We start from the raw sequence: 18,456 nt of genomic DNA, 5'->3' as shown, positions 1-18,456 counted from the left end.
AATTATGAATAAATTATTAATTGCATTAGCACTTGCTTTAACATCATCAATAGTTATATCAAAACCATCATCAATACCTGCAGATGACACAGTTGGTTCACGATACGTTCAGACAGTTCATGCTCCAAACTTCAAACTTATTGATGGTAGGTTGTTAAATGTAAATGAGATACTATATATAGAATATACTATTGCTTATCAAGCGATATATTTTATGAGCGCACTAAATGAAGTAAATAATATAGAAGTCAATGTTTCATTAGAAAATTTAATGGAAATTATTTTAAGTAATGACTGTAATAAATCAAAGGATTCATGCGTTAAAAAAGATAATTCATATATTAGTTTATATGAAACACCTGTTTTTATATCTATACTAGATTATAAACCTAATATTTTTAATATGGGTATCAGAATTAATATAAACAAAATTGAATATATAGAGGAAGATGGTTCTGGGTCTAAAATAATAATGGCTCCATATACTGAAATATATACAAAATTATCACCAGTTGACTTACAAGCTATTATTTACCAAGCTAGTCATTCAACCAAATATCCACCATGTAGAATTAACTATGGTCTTTGCTAACCAAGTCGAAACGCCGTGATGGCGTCTACAGTGATTAATTACGCTGTACTGAAGAGACAGATTAACTCAATTATTAAAATAGGAGTATTAATTTATATGAAACAATCAATTTTAGTTACAAAAGCAACACATTACAATGAATTAAATATTGTTTACTCAAAACATAAAACATGTTTAATCATAAGTAGTATATTTTCTATTACAGATGGAAAACTTATGAGTGACAAGAAATTTGGAGCAGAATATCCAGGATCAGAGATTAATTTTAATAATATTAAAGATACAATTCAAGTGAAAGAATCAGTTCATGAAATACATAACATGATTAATTCACAAAATAAATATTAAATAGGAAATAAAATGAAAAATATCCAATCAGAAATTGAAACAGTACAACACGCTATCAAATGCTTAGCTCCTGAGTCTTTTATTGAAGGAGTTGCAGAAGATGTAGAGATTACAGTTGACCAAGCCTGTAAGGCAGTTTGCATCTTGATTACACTACTTGAAGCAATTGATAAGACTTATTGTCCACCAGTCCCTCCAGAAGATATTACAACTCCTTTATCTTTAGGTACAGCATGGGCTAAGTCTCTTCATGAAGTTCTAGAAGATATTAAAAAATCAGGAGATGTTTGTACTTATCTTCCAACTGTAATTACATCTATTAAAACACTTGAAAAGGAAGTATGTACTAATCATTAACGGTCATAGTTCTTTAAGGACTTACCGTCTGCACTCCAACCTATTACTTTCCCTGCTTCTGGTGGGGGGAGTTGTAGGTTAATAGTATCATCTGTCATAGTATGTAAATGAATACATTTAATAACCTTTCTATTCAAGTACTGAGCTATTAATGTCAACCTATCCAAAGCACGTTCAATAGTCTTTGGATATAAAGCTTCTTGGTTATTAAAAACAGATAACTGATTACGCGCAAAGTTACCTTCAATCTGTAATTCATCTCCAATCGATGGAGCTAAAGTAGTCCTTTCATTAACTGTTCCTCCAATACCGGAAGCATTAAAAACCACCTCATAATCAGATTGATTTATTATCACTTGTCTACCAGAATGTGGTCCTGAGTTAAATCTATAGTAGACAATAATATCTTCTTTCTTCCAGGCTTTAAATCCAAACTGAAATGACGTTTGAGTTCCATTACCAATATATGGACCCGATACACAATTTGTTCTTGTTACTGACATATCTATTTTCCCGTCATAATTAATTTAGCTACTTGAGCTTTCGTTTTGTTATCCCAATCATCTAAAGCTTTACCAAGTCCAAATGCTGATTCTGTTATCTGGTGAGTTGCACCTACATGAGCCATAATACCTGCAAATTTAATTATGTTCTTTATATCTTTTTCCTTAAACTCACCATTAGCTTCAAATGGGTCAAAAGCTCTATTATACAACTCAGTAGAAAGATTTGCTGATGAACTCACACCTTTACTTAGAGTCTCAATACTTCCAAGTCCTCCACCATATCCTTTAACCCATGATGCCGCATTCCTAACTAAAGGAACTAAACCTGTTATGCTCATTAAGGTCTCATTAGCTATATTCTCTATTATATCTGTATCATTGTCGTCAACTTCATCTTTACCTTGTTGTGCTACAGCAAGTATTAATGATGGGTACATAACCACATAGAACATCCTACGAACAGCTTCACCCTGTGATATGCTACCACGCCTTGATGATCTAACTGAATCAATGATATTGTTTGTCATAGCCAGCATAGGTGTCATGAATTGTGTTAGTTGCTTTGCCAACTCATTTCTTTCAGCCCTAGACAATGACCCTAAGTTTTTCTGTCCTGCTGCTCCTTGAGTTCTCTCAACAACTGAGTCTGCGTAGATAGATGCGTCTTTATTTGCTTTATCAGCATCTACACCCTTAGACATAGACTCATCAAAAGACTTCTGTTTAGCTGCAATCCATACAGGAACATCAACTCCATAGAACTGAATAACCCTAATAGGCATCATCATAGCATCATTGAATTTAGATAGATGTCCACTCTGTCCTCGTACAGACATTTTTAATTCATTTAAGTCTCTATCAAAAGAGTTATGTTCTATCCTATCACGCATAATTGCACTAGACTCTTTCATATCAGCAATAAGAGCAGAAGAGTTTTGAGTTGCTAGAGTCTTGAAAGCATTAATAATACTTGCATGACCTAGATCACCTAATGCCGCTGATAATCCAAGTAACTGTTTTGGTGCTGTTCTGAATATAGAGCCACCAAGAATAGCTACAGTCATTCCATATCTAGTATGTTTAAGTAATTTATCAGCAAAGTTTTGATTTTCAGGAACGCTAGGATTAGCTACCTCTTTAAGCCATAACTGTAACGATTTTAACTCAGATTTACCTGCTGACTTCTCGAATGTTTTCTTGAACTTATTATCGCTCATTATTTTATTGATGCTATCAATAGCACCATAATGACTTATATACTGAATTACCTTATTGAAATGACCGAATATACCACCTTCTAAATCTAAAGAAACTGCGTACACTGAGTCTGTACGTTCATGCACTGAAGAAGTTGATGGTGATAAATTATCATTAAAATCTTCATTCATTAATGAATCAGTATCTGATGTTTTTGTTGTATCATGAACATCTTTGTTTCTTTTAAGTGGATAGTATCCACCCATCAAATTTCCATGTGGAGTTGACATCTCTATCCCTTCCTCTCGAACAAGGCTTATTCCTTTATACTCCTTATGTACAGCAGACAGCTTAGGGAATAATGAGTCCATCTGTTTCCATATACTCTGAACAAATTCAACCTCAGTCTTTGTTAGTTTAGAGATTATCTCTACTACAACAGGATGATTTATTGATGCGACCTCTCCTTTCTGTATGATTCCATAGCCTTGTAGTAGCTTCTGCATGTTTTTCTGAGTACCAAGGTTAAGTACAAAGGACAGCATCTTATCTCCTGTCATAGTGCCGTTAAAATGCTCATTACCAGCTAAAGAGTTTACTGTATGTAAGCTAGCCATTCTATTTACAAACTCTTTGCTATTGTACTTATTATTACTTATTATTGGTTCAACATGACTTTTCCATAACAAGTTCTTACTTCTTAACGCATCAACTAAAGGCTTGTCAAATACAAGTTGCATAACTGACTGTACAGTTCCTTTTGGATTAGATAGTGTTTTAATAATCCAAGGAGTAATGCTTATTGTTGATAGCATACTACGCAGAGAATCCATAACAACATGATCTTTTCCACCAACTCTAGAAGAAAGATTTAAATCTCCTCTGTTAGCATCCATTTCAGCATTTATCTTAGAGACTACTTCATTTAAGTCTTTAATCTCATTACCAACAATTACATCATTAGCAGTCTGTGATGCACGTATAAGTGAAAGAGCAGCATCATTTAATGCGTACATCTCACCAACAGTCATATCCTTTATAGGTGTTACCTTATCCTGCCATAGTACCTGTGGTGGCTTTCCATGCTCATTAGATGCTAACCATGCAGAGTAAGACTTAATACCATCTGCTGCTAACTCTTCTGGTATTATCTCAGCACGAGCAAGCATCACAGATAATCTATCCCAGAAACTATGACCAGCATTAACTATCTTAGCTGATGTCTTTTTGTTTTTGTACTTACTTAATTTCTTAGGAATAGACTTACTATCAGATTCAATCTTCGTTGCTTCCTTTGCCATAAAGAAATTAATCAACCTAACTTTTGCATGGTGAGCAGCAAAATCTAATGAACCATCTTTTATTGCACCTGTATAAGACATTGCAGCATTAACTTCTCTATTATGAAATGTTGATGTCTTTACATCACCTACTCTCATTGTATAGATAGCGTCAATAGCTGCTTGCTTAATAGCATTTCTATTGTCTTTTTGTCTTCCTAACTTACCATCTATATCGTTCAATTTTGATATAAGTTTATTCGCTTGCTCTCCACTTCTAACAGCATTAGCTGCTTCTGCATATAGTGCTTCATCTGATAACCTATCATCTTTAGATAAGGTTATCCTTTCTGCTTCATTTTTTATATCCTTTTCTCTTGTATTCATTTCACTAATGGATGACACAATCTGCTCTGGTGTTCCATTTATCTCTAAAAGACTTATTATATCTGTAATGCTACTTCCATTAACTTCTGTTAGACCTGTAAAGTTTGAGGGTAACTTAGTGACTCCCAATAAGTCTTTAACTTCATTACGGTTTAACTTTATTCCTTGTTGCTTTATCTTTGAAACTAATACTCGCATAGGGTCTGCATCAACATTCTTTTCTGCCTGATCCTTTGCTTCAACCTGTTGTTTCTTATGCTCTTTAGTCTGTCTCTTCTTTAGTATCCTGAATATCTTTTGAATACCTTTTGTCTGTGATTCCTCTTCTGTTAGTGGAATAGCATTCTTTCTATCTTTAGCTCGTTGTCTATTATAATCTGCTTTATCAGTTACTTCTCCAGCTTCTTGTGTCGCAAGGTCATTGTACATAAGCTCGTCAACCATAGACTTTTCCATCTGCTGTTTGGCTAACATAGAATTGAACACCTGCTGTATTTCAGGGTCTATTGACTCATTCACTAGATTACTTCCACTATAAGTGAACAGCATCCACTGTCGCCAATTCCTGAAAGCATCCCTTAGTTGTAGGCTTGGAGCAACACCCTTCATAATGTAAGACTCAAACTTACGAGCAAAGTACTCTTGAACCTTTACATAATTCTCACTATTTGAATTAGGTTCTTTAATAGCATTAGAAATATCAGACTCAGATATGTTTAAGTCCCTAGCCATAGCAGGAAACATAGGGTGTATTCTTGATACGTCACCAAGTGTCTGCTCAACATCGAAGAAGAAATGTGCTGTCTCATGAATAAATGTAGATAGGTCTTGTGTGTTACCTAGAGTTATAGTCCTTGTTGCAGTATTATAAAGTCCTTGAGCATTATCTATATTAGACTCATTAAGTCCATCGTAAGCACCTTTTATTCTAAGCCCCCACTGCTCTATCATTGTAGATGCTTTTGTGTCTGTACCCTGAACCATGGTATCAGCCCATGCAGGTATTAACTGACTTAGTAGCTTAGCCGCATTAGTTGATAGAACACCAGTGTCTTTAAGTTGTCCAAGCACAGTATCAGTTACAACCTTTATGTCTTCAAGTCTTGTTTGTTCTTCTATTGCAGCATCTAACTCCTGTGTTATTAAATTTGCCTCTTCTTGGTTTAATTTCTTTCTTCTATAAGGTGATGCACTATCAGGATTAAGTGCCATTAAGTTTCTAAACTTATCACCTCCTTTCTGTTTTAGATTATCAACCATAGTTACAGTAGGAACTTCTATTTTTGAACCTGAGCTTTCAGCATCCTGTATGGCATCATTTATTGCACCTAACCATGTAGAGTTTTCTGGTGTTACTCCATCCTGCTTTAGTTCTTCAATAACTAACTTAACGTCATGTGTATCAAGATAAACAGTATCATTGCTAGATTCTTTTAATATATCAGATACAACATCTCTGCCGGGGTTAGTGTTCTTACTTTCAAGTTCGCTTACAGAGTCAATTATATTGTCTAGCGTCTGTTGTTCCTGTTGCTCGTGATTAACTCTTGAATGTAACTGCATTGCCCTATTGGTGGATGTAATAACAGTAGGTACACCAACAAGCAATGGTGTTGCAAGCATAGCCTGTTTACTTGCATCAATAGCTTTATCGAATGTTTCTTGTGAAAATAACTCCTCTGCAACATCACCTGAGTCATAACTTCCACCACGTTTCTCTGATGTCCATTGCTTTGCAAGTTCACCAAACAATGTCATAACTACTTCTTGTGAACCCTCAACAATAGACTCAGATACTGTTGCCTTTCCAATATCCTTTACAGCATCAAATAATATCTTACGTCCTGAATCTGTTTTTAATGCGCTCTCTATAACTTCTCTTGCTATATTTGAAGCACCAAAAGAACCAGCAGCCTTTTTTGCTGATGAAAATAAAAATGCTGTAGGAACAAGGTCTAATGAGCTAGAAACTAATGCTTCTAGTGTTGCTGCTGTATTCACTATTTGTGGGTCTAATGTTTGACCCTCAACCTTCATCTTTGAATAAGCATAAGCAGCCGGAACATAAGTCTGATTAAAGGTGTTTTCTGCGAACCCTATAGCTCCACCAATTTTTGCTCCTATACCTAGACCGGATGCTGTACCTAATATAGGAACTGCTGAACCAACCACGGAACCAATAGAAGCACCTTCAATTGCACCAACACCAGCAAATAGAGCAGAGTCTATTAATGGAGGTAATATCTCTGATGTTGCAACAGCCATATTAGATAATAAAGAACCATCACTTGTTCCTGCCATCATCTGGAATTGAGACTGATCTAACTTGGATTTTAATTCTCCAGTTATAGGCATACCAGCAGATAAAGTATTGCGAACCTGATTACTTAGATATGAATCATTTACAATAGCCTCACCTTTTCTATAAGCAGTAGTAACTTTTTCAGTAAAACTATCCTTTGTATCTCCTGATAAATATTCATTCTGATTTAGATACTCATACAGCCTATCAAGCTTATCAAAGTCTGGACGCAGAATACCTGTATCCTGAGGGTTACGAACAATAGCATTAGATACTGGTGCTGATAGTTGCTTCCTATCGTTTTCGATCTCTAAGGCTCTCTGCGTAGCAAATTCAGGGTCTTCTTGTGCAGTCCTTATATCTACTTGTGCTTTTAAAGCAAGTTCAGCATCCTTATTGTTTGGAAAATCAGTATCAGGTGATCTACGTTGAAGCCATGAAGGGTCGAAATCTTCAATATTCTTTAACTGATGTAGTGCCTCTTCCTGAGTGCTTTCTTCAAGATCACGTTTTATTCCACTTTCATGTGCTTCTTGGAATGCTTCATCATTATCTGTTGAGTTCTTAGGAAAAAGACTCTGTCTTGGATTTGGCTCTATATTCTCTTGATCTATATTTTCAGGTTCAGATACTATCTTATTTACATGAGTCGATAACTTAGAATGTGGTAATGGTTTTTGTTCTGGTACATTCATTGCCATAGCTTATAAATCCTTACCTTTAAAATCATTAACATATATTCTTGCTAACTTTTCTTCGAAAGTTTCACCTTTTAATGTTTTTCTCTGTGATGCGGTATATATTATAGAAGCTAATATTGGCATAGGAAGTTCTAATAAATTACTTTCACCATCGAAAAATGTTCCTATATCAGGATATGTATAACCAATTCTTGAAGATATATTAATTATTTGATCTTTAGTAAGTCTTCCTTCTCCTGTTTCTTCTAGTTTATTTTCAATTAATTCATCTGCAAAATTTCCTCCTAACATTCTATAAACAGATTTAAAAGACTCTCTTTGCTGTTTACTTTTAATTTTTATACCAACACTTGTAGCTGTTGCATCAAAATTCAACATAACTTTATCAAGAGTTTTTTGTTTTAGAGTTAATACTCCTTTCTGTGTATCATCAATTGTTTTAAGTGATTGTTCAAATCCCTTTCCATTTATATCTAAACCTCCCTTCGTTATAATATCCATAAGTCCATTAATATCAAGTTTTCTTAATTGTTCTGTAGGCATAGATGACAAAATAGCACTAAGATCTCCATTACCTTTTCCCCAATGAGGAATATCAAGTACATATTGCCTATGTGCAGGATTCATGGTTGCTAGCAGTGCTTTAGGTATAGTGCTTGCACTTTGACCTCCCTCAACCATTTTAGATACCTCCGAAAAAGCATTAAGTTCAGCTTGTGTTTTATCCTGCTTATAATCAGTACTCTTCTTACGCATCATCTGCTCAGCTAACTTCCTTACTTCTGGATTTTTAATATATTTTGCTCTATTTACATTGCTAGATATAGATGCTCCTGGATGAAAGTTTGAGTCAACAAATGATTGAGCATAAGCAAGATTTGCATTTTCATCATCTACTTCTTCTAATTTTCCAAGCTTACTTTTAATATCAAATCTATGAGCTGATGTTAGCCATCCATCATATTGTTCTAGTAGCTCTCTAGCAGCAGGTGAATCACCATTAGATAGTGCTGAGTTCATAGCCTTGTAATAGAAAGTATCTTGGAATTGATTAATTGCATCTTCTCTTGCTTCTGAATCACCACCAGTTTTATCTACCTTCTGCATAACAGCAAGCAGTCCATCTTGATTCTGTAATGCTAGTTTCTTAGGGTCTGCATAGAATCTCTCTGCTTGAGTCTGAGCATTAGTCGCTTGATTATCTAATGACGCAAGCTCAGCAATCTTGTTCTGACGCATTGAATACTCTAATATACTTCCCTGCTCATTAACTAATGACTTATCTGTCTGTTCATTATATAGCTGTCTAGCAGCATAATTTAACTCCTCTCCATTAGACTCTTGTGCTAACTTTAACTTCTCAAGATATGAAGGAGCTTGACTTACAGCATTACTGCCTTGTTCATTATAATAACCATTTTCAGGGTCATATCCGATAAGACTTGCATTGGTATTGTATGCATTTACAGCGTTCCTTGCGTCAGTTTCATCTTTAATTTGCTGTTCTTTAGTTAATACCTTACTAAATTCTTCTAATGGATTAACAAAAGCATTAGTAGCAACTGAGTTACGTCCTGATACAGGATTGAATTTAGTCTCATGAAGTTCTGTTATTGGTATAGTTAAAGGCATAATTATTATTTACTTTTAGTCTTGTTGTACCATTTACTACCAACAGTATATCCATCAGCTAGAAATTTCCCACCACCACTTATTCCTGTACTTATAGCATTATTACGACCTTCAAATCTTGCTAAACCAGCATTTGAACGTAAAGAACTTGCTTGACTAGCTGTATTATAATCTAACTGTTCCTCCTCAAATTGATTACTTAATTCGGTACCCTCAAATATAGATAACGAAGTATCAGAGTCAAGAGACACACCCTTAGCAGCAGCAGTTGCTCTTTGAGTTGATAACTGTTGTTTCATTTTTAATCTTAATGATGCCTTTGCTCTAACATTTGCATTCTCTTTTTCTGTAGCAAGCTTTCTCTGCATGTCAGCATTATGTTTTGCAGATTTATTTTGCTGCACAGCCGATGATGCTGCTGCTCCAACTGATGCTGCTGCTGATACTGCTGCAATAATAATTGCTGCATACTCTGCCATTACACTAACTCCATAATATGATTGCCGTTAATATCTGTATCAATATCTCTAAATCCTAAAGCTAAATGCCATTTATACAATTTATCATCTCCAGACATACAAGAAGTTCTAATAAAATTAAACTGACTCTTTAATCTTTCTAATATCTGTCTGCAATTCCTAATCATTCTATATTTATTCTTTGATGCTCTATCGGTAAAAATAGCCCATATATAAACATCTGTATCTGAATTATCAGGTAGAGAAACTATAGCAACTGGTTCATCCTCAATTAGATAAGTGAATGCTCTATTATTATCTAAACTTTCTTGGTCAGTATCTTCATAAAAGTAACCTAAATCATCACAACTTAATGATATAGAACGACAGACACTTGTAAGATTATCTCTAATATAATCAAAGTGTTCTGATGTAGAAGGCAATACAGTTAATTCATTCATTATCAAACTCTGTTGTTAGTGATAGAAGGCAAAAAGGTAATGGGTAGTCGTGTTTAATATCAACAGTTCCAGTTTCATTTCTATTATTAGCTATTTTCAATGTAAACTCACCTGTCTTTAATGCTGCACTACCTATGTCGCTATATTTTGATGGCTTTAATGTAGTGAACTTCCCTCCTGTTTGTGCTGCCATAACACCTCTAGTTCTATATAACTCAAGATGAACAGCATTGACTGCCTTTTTACGACCCTTTAATGTTGAATTTATACTTGCTATAGGCATACTACGTAAAGTAGTCTCATAAGGCAATCCTACGTGTACTACCTTTGCCTTATTCCTTAACTTTATAGCACCGCCAGAAACAACATGTCCTTTCTCCACATTACCATCTGCTAGAACTGTAACTGTTTCACTCTCTAAATGGGATAGTCCACTTATATTGTCAACAGGAGTAGTTCCATTAAAACTAAGACCACAGTCAACATAGAAACAATTATTAATATCTTTATCTTCACGAGCAACCTGTCTTTCTACAAAATATCTATCAGCAGTACCTATTCTTCTCCGAACAACGTAATAAGTTGTTGTTATATTATTCCTTGGAATACTAGCAACTGACTGTATATATCCATCTGTAGTATGCCTATGAAAAGCCCATACTTTATTTTCCTTGTCATATGTTAATCCAATTACAGTTCCATCATCAAGAACACACCAGATAATCTTATAAGGTTCTTTTGCATAAGACATTTGAACTATATTCTTACCTTCTATCAAATGTTTAGACCTTATAGAAAGATCACTTGCTACTAGATTATCTGTTCTATCTATAGACTGCTGTATCGTTTCAAAAGCTATAAGTCTTCCGCCCTGCTCCTGTGTCATTATAATACTCTGGTCAGCAATAACAGGGCGTGTTGATGATGAACCATAAGCAGATACTTGTCTTGAACCAAAAGTTTGTGGCGTTAATACGAAGTCCTGACCTTCTGTTATCCTTATCTCTCCTTCAGCACTCAGTAATAATAAGCCACCTAAGTCAATTATATTACGGAATATATTAACTGTTCCAGATACTATTGTTTGCTGTATAGCATCGGTAGCTTGACTAGGCTTTGAACTTCTCATAGACTCAATATCACCAGCCTCTGTACAGTAAACACCTTGCGGATTATTGTCTGTAGATGCAAAAATCCTTCTCTGCTGATAAAACCCACAAGCATAAGGTCTATCACCAGCATTATTGAATGGATAGTTATCTATAGGTGGTGATAGACTCATATCAGGAGCATAGTTGAAGTCCTGGAAATAACCACCAACAGTACCATCACCAAAAGTATGATCGTTGGTTGCTGAACCTATAAATCCATATACATTAGCAAATTCAGATAATGCCTTATATACATTAAATGTAGGTATATCTGCTTTAGTATGAACTGACTTAATATGAATATCAACAGGTAGAATAGTACTTAAAGCAGGGACATTACCTGTTCTAGCAGATATTTCAAGAGATTCTCTTCCTTGATTATCTACTGCTGTTACTGCATAAGCATATCCTTTTCTATTAGGACCTACCAATGGATACACTAGATCTATGCTACTTGGTTTATCTACACGAATTGAAAAATCTAATGGGGAAATAGACCATACATTTGAACTATCCCTGCTCAATAACTGAGGAATCTGCTTACCATCTGTTAATGTTAGAGTATCTCCGAAAGGAGAATATGATATTGTCTTTGGATTGTCGAAAGGATGTGGAAGAGAAAATCTGTTATTTCCTATTTTAATGAACGAATCATTAGCTATAACCTCCATTTTATTTTTATGAAATACAAGTATAAATGACTCAATCTTATTAAATGAAAAAGGAATTAGTCTTACGTTCTGAAGGTCTGGTCCTGTTATCTCACCAGTAAAGTATGTTCCCTCACGGTTATAAACACCACCTTGTGACCTTATATAAGCATTCTCGCATTTCAATAGTGCTGAGTTATACCAATCAAGGTCTGCTCGTTGTGATACTTCATCTGAAACTTCACCTGCTGTGAAATTTCTCTGTGTCATTCTCATGTTTATCTACCCCTGGCTTCTAGTATACCTCCAGTTTCTTTATTATGTAATCGTTTATCCTTAAAATTGTTTTCTAATGCCATAGATAACACAGAACTATATGCACTCATAGCATCATTTCTTATTAATCTACCCTTATCAACTCCAAGTATAGGAACAGCAATATAAGATGATAAACGCCAAGTCATCGCTTCAATAAATAAAGGAGGCATCAAATTTTCATCAATAACGTCAACAAGAACCTTAGCAAAACAATTGTCAATATTTGTTAATAACACTTTTACGCCAGACCTAATTCCAGCTTCAAAGTAAATATCATTATGACTATTATGAATATTCTGGTTATTTCTATAATTTAAATTATTAGGTTTAATGAAAAGATTTAATAACTTTATAGAATCAATAGGGATATCTGTATACAAAATTCCATCCGAGTGGGTCATCTTTACTTAATAAATTAAGTTCACGAATATCTTTACAGAATCCCCAATTACCATCACTAATAACATTTCTACGTACTTCATCATAGTAAAGTCTGCATGCATGAGCTTCTATTGAGTCCTCTTCTATATCAACTATAGAAGACTCATTAACTTGTGCTAATGCTCTATTAGATATATCAATAGGAGAAATCAATTATAAAGTCTCAATGCCATCACCACTGATCTTAACACCAGCTTTTAAATCTTCTTGTAAATCACTCAAATCATCATTTTCTTTTAATGCTTTAGTGATTTTCTTTTTATCTGTTATTAGTTCTAACCAGTCTGGTGGGTTCTTAAACTTAACTCTTGTTACAAGAGTATGTCGTTCTGGATGCTCTGGGTAATAAAGCATTCCATTAATAAATCCTTTTTGCAATACATTATAAGCTGGCATTATGCTATTACTCCTTGTGTTCCACTAACAGTACCTAGACCAGATGTAATAACTGCTGTCTTATTCGCTCCAGGCGCAGTTGTACTCTGATAACGATAGACAAATTTAAGATACCTTCTTGTCCCTCTTGGAACTTCTTTGAATCTTAACTGATCTCCAGCTTTCGTTAATAAGAAGGTTGTTTGCACTTCAACAAAAGTAGTATTGTCATGTGAAGCCATAAGTATTAAACGAAAACTTGTCGTTAAGTTAGGTGATATTGAGTCAATCATACCTTGAATAGGGATAGGGTCACCTTGACCAATATCTCTAGGTAGATTATTTCTAACCCTAAACGGTTTAAGTCCGGGACCTAAATCAATCGTGTTAGTTGAATCAACATTATGTGAAGCTGTATCATTTGCTAAAGGTATACTTTGCTTGAATGAAAAAATAGATTGTTCTGAAAATATCATTTGTTTACTCCTTTATGTAACGTTAGCTTCATTGTTTAACAAAGCATTAGACTCTCTAAGAGAATAACCACGATAAGTCATTACTTCTTTACCATCTAATTCACCGGGTCTTAATCTAATGTAATTATCGCCTGTAGTTGAGTTAGTGTTCTGTGCATCTAATAACTCAAGAACCTCTGTGTTGCAATAAATAGCTGTCTTACCCATTGGTGATGTTCTTCCCCAGTGTCTATAGTGAGCCATTCTTAAATACTTATAAATATCAATAGTTCCCGCCTTAACAGCATCAATATCTACATTTGCAATACGGACAACATAACGCCAGTCTTCAATAGAAAGACCAATATCCCAACGGAACATATCCTCTTTAACATAGTATGGCAATCCAGTTGCATCTAGTACGCGTTGCTCACCCATATCTTGATGCTGAACACCAGCCATAGTTCCTTTAGGATATAAAAGAGCTGCTGCTGTATCAGACCATGTTACAAACCATATACTTGTATTCTTGTTCTGATTACCACCTGCATCAATAATCTGATCACCATTAATAGCTGACTTATCATTAAACCTAGGAGCAAATCCAGTAAATTGATCTGGGTCACCAACAACATTACCGTAGAATAACTTGCTTGCTACCTCTTGCTTCATTGACTCAAAATGTAATGTTGCTTCTTTAAGTCTATATGAAGCTGGGTCTGGCATTAACATTAACAGATCACTAGCTACTTCTGATCTTGCTTGCAAGTATGCAGTTGTATCTGTTACTTGAATCTTTCCAGATTTAGAAGAACCAACACCTTTATATAATCGACCCCAACTATTAGTTGGCATACCAGTTACAACTGTGTGTAAATGCCCTAAACCTCTATTACACTCAATAGCAATAGCATCCATGAGCATTGGATTATGCTCTGTTAGCATGTTAATAACAGGAACAGTAGAATTCATACTACCGTTCTGTTGATACATGTCTACTAAATCTCCAAACGTATTACCGATTGTAGCCATAATTTATTTCCTTTTCGTTTCGTTAGGATACATTATCTGTGCCATGTCAATATTAGACTTAGGAACACTACCTTTAATAGGCGCGCCATCTTCATTAATTGTTTTACCAATTTTATGGAAAGCTCTAATTATTTCAACGTTGTTAGCAACACCCGCGCTAACTAATACATCCAGTAATTTACTGCCACCATACTGCTTTATGGCACTGTTTGCAATAGCTATTTTAGGTTTAAAGTCCTTACCTTGAAAATCAGGGTCTGCCTTAGTCTCTTCCTTCATCTCACTATTACGCTTTTCAGCATAAGCTGTCATTGCATTAGCAAAACTATTGAACTGTTCATTGTTTATATTTGCAGACTTTAATTCAGGTTGCATAATATTCATGAATGTATCATCAAATTCACCACCACCATCTAATGTATAAGACTCTGGAATTTTAGACTCTTCTTCCTTTTTATCTTCTTCTTTAGACTCTTCATTTTCTTTAGACTCTTCTTCCTTAGATTCTTCCTTTGTCTCTTTATCATCACCAGATGATTCCTCAGACTGTTCATCATCACTAAGGAATGTATCAGGTTCTTTTTGAGTATCTAATAAATTAGAATCATCATTAGCATTATCTGATACAGATTCTGTTTCTGTGGATTGTGATTCGTTACTTACTGATTCTTCGGTCATAATCTTTTATAGCCTCTTCATTTAGAAATTTAAGATACTCACTAGGAGCATTGTTATTAATTATTTCAGTAATAGTATCTACAACAGCCCTCTTATTATGACAAGCAATAATAAAATCAGGGTTTTGTCCTTTATAATGCGGTGTAACCTGTTTAAGCAATATAGATAAAAATTCCCTAACTATCTTTTGTTTCATACAATCTTGAATGATTGATTGTTCTAAATCTTGTTCTTTCAATATTCTAAACCTCTTCTTCTTGTTTCATTTCATTAGTTGCCTTAGCAACACCGGGTGCAACTTTAGCAGCTTCTAATGCCATCTGCTGTTGTTGTTGTTGAGCCATTTGCTCTTGTTCCTGCTGATAAGCTTTCATAGCATCTTGATCTGATACTATCATTTTAGGTGGGCTAGACTCAGCAATACTAAATTCATTAATCGCTTGCACAGCATTTAACTTATGACGTGCCATAGGAAATGACTCCGATAACCCTGCAACAAATGCCGCTGTTTTCTCTACAGTGACCGATACGTCTGCTCTTTGTGCTTTGGCTAGTGTAGATATATATTCAAGCTCTAGGGATGTTCCTTGTAGCTCTTCTGGTGCTTCTGGCAATATCTCATGCTTAGCACATATATTGAATACCCGATCAGTTATATTTCCTAGTAAGTCGCTATGTATTCCAGTTAAAACAGGACCTAATGACAACATTGTCTCACTTGATCTAACATCAACCTCAGCCCTAGTCATTTCTCTTCTATCTGACTGTAACATCTGCTGGAATAAGTCAACATAGTGAGTGCTATCAATACGCTTTTCAATAGAATATATATCGTTGATAACTGCTGGTAAGTCATAATTCACATTATAAACAGGAACTAAACCAGCTTCTTTTGTATTATCAACTTGTATTATCTGTCCAGGCTCTAGTCCACCACTCCCTATATTATTTGTAGTAGAAGCATTCATTAACGCTGGATTAATTAACTTATCCAGTGCTTGATACTTATTGCGTTCTGCACGTTGTAACATCCTCATATCACCTAGGGATAACATGCCAGGTGAACGCTCTCCATATACTTTACCCGGGGATACATGCCACCTTCCGCACATAATAGGAAACTGGTCATAACCTGAGGTCATTAATACTTTATTGTTCCTTAAATCACTTATAGGCTCTGATACTGATGAAACACCATAATAAACATAAGTACTCACAAATTCTTTATGCTTAGACATTTTAGAGCTAGACTTCATGTTTTTATTCGGCTCTATAGCATGAATGATCTTAAACTCTGACGTATCCAAGTCATCTTTATATGAATATTTAAAGCTATCAGGTAATGCGTCCTTACCAAACTTATTGATAATATCATTAGCTGTCATAGTGAATACTCTATAGAAAGTATCAACCATTCCTTTTGAATTTATGTCTATATAGTATGTTCCTATCTCATAGCATTCAGTCATGATAACGTCGTCATAGTCATCATAAATTCCAATAGCTGATGTTCCGTAAGAACCTAAATCATAATAAACACTATGCAATGAACTATACATATTGCTCTTAGACATTACCTGTGAAATAAGATACTCAACTTGGCTAAGCCATATTCTTACTTCTGATTTCTCCATTAACTCTCTATCAGAGGTAACGAAATTAACCCATGGTCTTGCAGGAGAAGAAACACCAGACATTAGTCCAGCAGCTAACGTTCTTAATGCTCGCTTTGCTGTGTTATTAATGACAGTTGTTACTTCTTCCCTAGAATCACGTTTGCTGACAACATCAAACTTAGGATAACTACCAAAAAGTTGTTCTGATAAATCACGCCAATCATCTTCAAACGGCTGTCTTATAGATTGCAACGACTTTAATCGTTTTATTATCCTTTGTGATTCTGTTAAATCAACCATCTAGCTACCTAATAATGTTTTCTTATCATCGCCATTAGCTCGTGTAACATCACCAAGTGCAGCCGTAATTAAACTGCCATGCTGAAGTCCCCTCCTCTTTTTCTTATTCTTAGAGCTAGTTCTTCCTAACTGAAAGAATGGAGACTGTTGTGGTGCTTCTGGTGGCTGTACTACTGGTGGTGGACTACCGCCCATAATATTATCCTCTGAATAATGGATTATAATCTAAAACTTGTCCCGGCTTATTAATTCTATTTAGTCTGGACTTGTTATCATGTGATTGGTTATCTTGTGTTCTTGCTTTTATGTTAGTAGCAAAAGTCAAGACTAAAGCGTCCGCATCATCTGGTGAGCCTTTCTTGTCTTTCATATCTTTTTTAGACTCTATTACAAGCCTATCTTTTGTATCATGGAAGTATTCTCTAGCAGCTAATTGTGATGCAAGGTTAGAGTCATTATTCTTTATACATCCGTTATTTGCTAGCCATTCCCTTACTTTAAACCACATCTCAGATGTTTTATTGCCAAACTTACTGCTATTTGTAGCACAACCACCAAAATGTATCTCACGTGCAGGATATCCCATTTCCTTTAATCTATCATTTATTGGTCCACCAATTCCAGTTGCATCTACATTGATAATATCTGGCTTATACTTCTCTGCCATCTCAGATATTATATTAATCAATCTCATGGAATCTCTAACAACAGAGCCAGGTATTCTAATCTTTGGAAAACTCCTTGCGTCTGAACCTTGTCTTAATTGTATCACACAGAAGTCATTACCACCCCTTGCTACGTCAACTCCCATGATAATAGGTTCATCACCTATATTATTTATTTTACGTCCCTTAGCGTTGTCTATGCTCTTTGTTGGAATAAGCTGTAGATCTGATGCGCTAGGAAATAATCCTAATATCCTGACCCTAATATAATCCGAGTCAATTCCCCAATCTTCAATTAATGTCTGCAAGTATTTCTTGTTGGTGATTGCAGAGTCTCTTGAGTCTACAGTGTAAGTTATCCACCGATGTTTAAGTAAATTGAAACAATCATAGAAACGACCAAAACTTCTTGTAGGATTTCCGAATACAAAGTGGAATGACTCGCCATCTGTCTTACCACCATCTGATACTTCCCATATCTTATCAGGTACTGCGCTTGCTTCATCGAATAAATACCATGGACTTGATGTGGCTCCATGTAGTCCAGCAAACGC

General features: G+C 35.1%; 16 protein-coding genes and 1 pseudogene. 3 read left to right on the top strand and 14 right to left on the bottom strand.

Features of this window, described 5'->3' with window-relative positions; all coding sequences use genetic code 11:
* Nucleotides 1-4: 4 nt before the first annotated feature.
* The 3 genes from K6984_RS21790 (at nucleotide 5) to K6984_RS21780 (ending at nucleotide 1,297) form a co-directional block, all read left to right on the top strand.
* Nucleotides 5-592, top strand: a complete 588-nt coding sequence (locus K6984_RS21790; protein ID WP_221897413.1) for a hypothetical protein — start codon at nucleotides 5-7, stop codon at nucleotides 590-592.
* Nucleotides 593-688: 96 nt separating this feature from the next.
* Nucleotides 689-940: a hypothetical protein gene (locus K6984_RS21785; RefSeq protein WP_221897412.1), complete on the top strand. Its 252-nt coding sequence runs from the start codon at nucleotides 689-691 to the stop codon at nucleotides 938-940.
* A 12-nt stretch (nucleotides 941-952) separates the two neighbouring features.
* Entirely contained in the window at nucleotides 953-1,297 is a 345-nt protein-coding gene (locus K6984_RS21780) for a hypothetical protein (RefSeq protein WP_221897411.1), read from the top strand.
* On the opposite strand, the gene K6984_RS21775 is transcribed toward K6984_RS21780, so the two are convergent.
* From K6984_RS21775 to K6984_RS21710, 14 genes and pseudogenes are all read right to left on the bottom strand, one after another.
* Nucleotides 1,294-1,800 (bottom strand): hypothetical protein, encoded by a 507-nt coding sequence (locus tag K6984_RS21775; protein ID WP_221897410.1) that lies wholly within the window; start codon nucleotides 1,798-1,800, stop codon nucleotides 1,294-1,296. The genes K6984_RS21780 and K6984_RS21775 overlap by 4 nt on opposite strands.
* A gap of 2 nt (nucleotides 1,801-1,802) precedes the next feature.
* Nucleotides 1,803-7,670, bottom strand: coding sequence for a hypothetical protein (locus K6984_RS21770; RefSeq protein WP_221897409.1), 5,868 nt, complete (start codon nucleotides 7,668-7,670; stop codon nucleotides 1,803-1,805).
* A gap of 3 nt (nucleotides 7,671-7,673) precedes the next feature.
* Complete coding sequence (locus K6984_RS21765; RefSeq protein WP_221897408.1) at nucleotides 7,674-9,302, bottom strand: hypothetical protein; 1,629 nt, start codon at nucleotides 9,300-9,302, stop codon at nucleotides 7,674-7,676.
* Nucleotides 9,303-9,307: 5 nt separating this feature from the next.
* A complete protein-coding gene (locus K6984_RS21760; protein ID WP_221897407.1) occupies nucleotides 9,308-9,781 on the bottom strand; it encodes a hypothetical protein in 474 nt (157 codons plus the stop codon).
* Nucleotides 9,781-10,221, bottom strand: coding sequence for a hypothetical protein (locus K6984_RS21755; protein WP_221897406.1), 441 nt, complete (start codon nucleotides 10,219-10,221; stop codon nucleotides 9,781-9,783). The genes K6984_RS21760 and K6984_RS21755 overlap by 1 nt, the downstream gene beginning before the upstream one ends.
* Entirely contained in the window at nucleotides 10,214-12,298 is a 2,085-nt protein-coding gene (locus K6984_RS21750; RefSeq protein WP_221897405.1) for a phage tail protein, read from the bottom strand. Before K6984_RS21750 ends, K6984_RS21755 begins: the two co-directional genes overlap by 8 nt.
* A 2-nt stretch (nucleotides 12,299-12,300) precedes the next feature.
* Complete coding sequence (locus K6984_RS21745) at nucleotides 12,301-12,720, bottom strand: phage connector family protein (protein WP_221897404.1); 420 nt, start codon at nucleotides 12,718-12,720, stop codon at nucleotides 12,301-12,303.
* A 214-nt stretch (nucleotides 12,721-12,934) separates the two neighbouring features.
* Nucleotides 12,935-13,177 carry a hypothetical protein gene (locus K6984_RS21740; protein ID WP_221897403.1) on the bottom strand — a complete coding sequence of 81 codons (243 nt, stop codon included), beginning with the start codon at nucleotides 13,175-13,177 and terminating at the stop codon, nucleotides 12,935-12,937.
* Complete coding sequence (locus K6984_RS21735) at nucleotides 13,177-13,632, bottom strand: hypothetical protein (protein WP_221897402.1); 456 nt, start codon at nucleotides 13,630-13,632, stop codon at nucleotides 13,177-13,179. The genes K6984_RS21740 and K6984_RS21735 overlap by 1 nt, the downstream gene beginning before the upstream one ends.
* 12 nt (nucleotides 13,633-13,644) lie before the next feature.
* On the bottom strand, nucleotides 13,645-14,643 hold the full coding sequence (locus K6984_RS21730) for a major capsid protein (protein ID WP_221897401.1): 999 nt from the start codon (nucleotides 14,641-14,643) through the stop codon (nucleotides 13,645-13,647).
* 3 nt (nucleotides 14,644-14,646) lie between these two features.
* Nucleotides 14,647-15,321: a hypothetical protein gene (locus tag K6984_RS21725; RefSeq protein ID WP_221897400.1), complete on the bottom strand. Its 675-nt coding sequence runs from the start codon at nucleotides 15,319-15,321 to the stop codon at nucleotides 14,647-14,649.
* A complete protein-coding gene (locus K6984_RS21720) occupies nucleotides 15,299-15,559 on the bottom strand; it encodes a hypothetical protein (RefSeq protein ID WP_221897399.1) in 261 nt (86 codons plus the stop codon). The genes K6984_RS21725 and K6984_RS21720 overlap by 23 nt, the downstream gene beginning before the upstream one ends.
* Before the next feature lie 4 nt (nucleotides 15,560-15,563).
* On the bottom strand, nucleotides 15,564-17,237 hold the full coding sequence (locus K6984_RS21715; RefSeq protein WP_420831699.1) for a portal protein: 1,674 nt from the start codon (nucleotides 17,235-17,237) through the stop codon (nucleotides 15,564-15,566).
* A 199-nt stretch (nucleotides 17,238-17,436) separates the two neighbouring features.
* A pseudogene (locus K6984_RS21710) lies at nucleotides 17,437-18,456 on the bottom strand (terminase); the annotation flags it as partial.

The organism is Bathymodiolus japonicus methanotrophic gill symbiont, assembly GCF_019721995.1.
Lineage (GTDB): Bacteria > Pseudomonadota > Gammaproteobacteria > Methylococcales > Methylomonadaceae > Methyloprofundus.
This window is presented reverse-complemented; position numbering and strand designations above follow the sequence as displayed.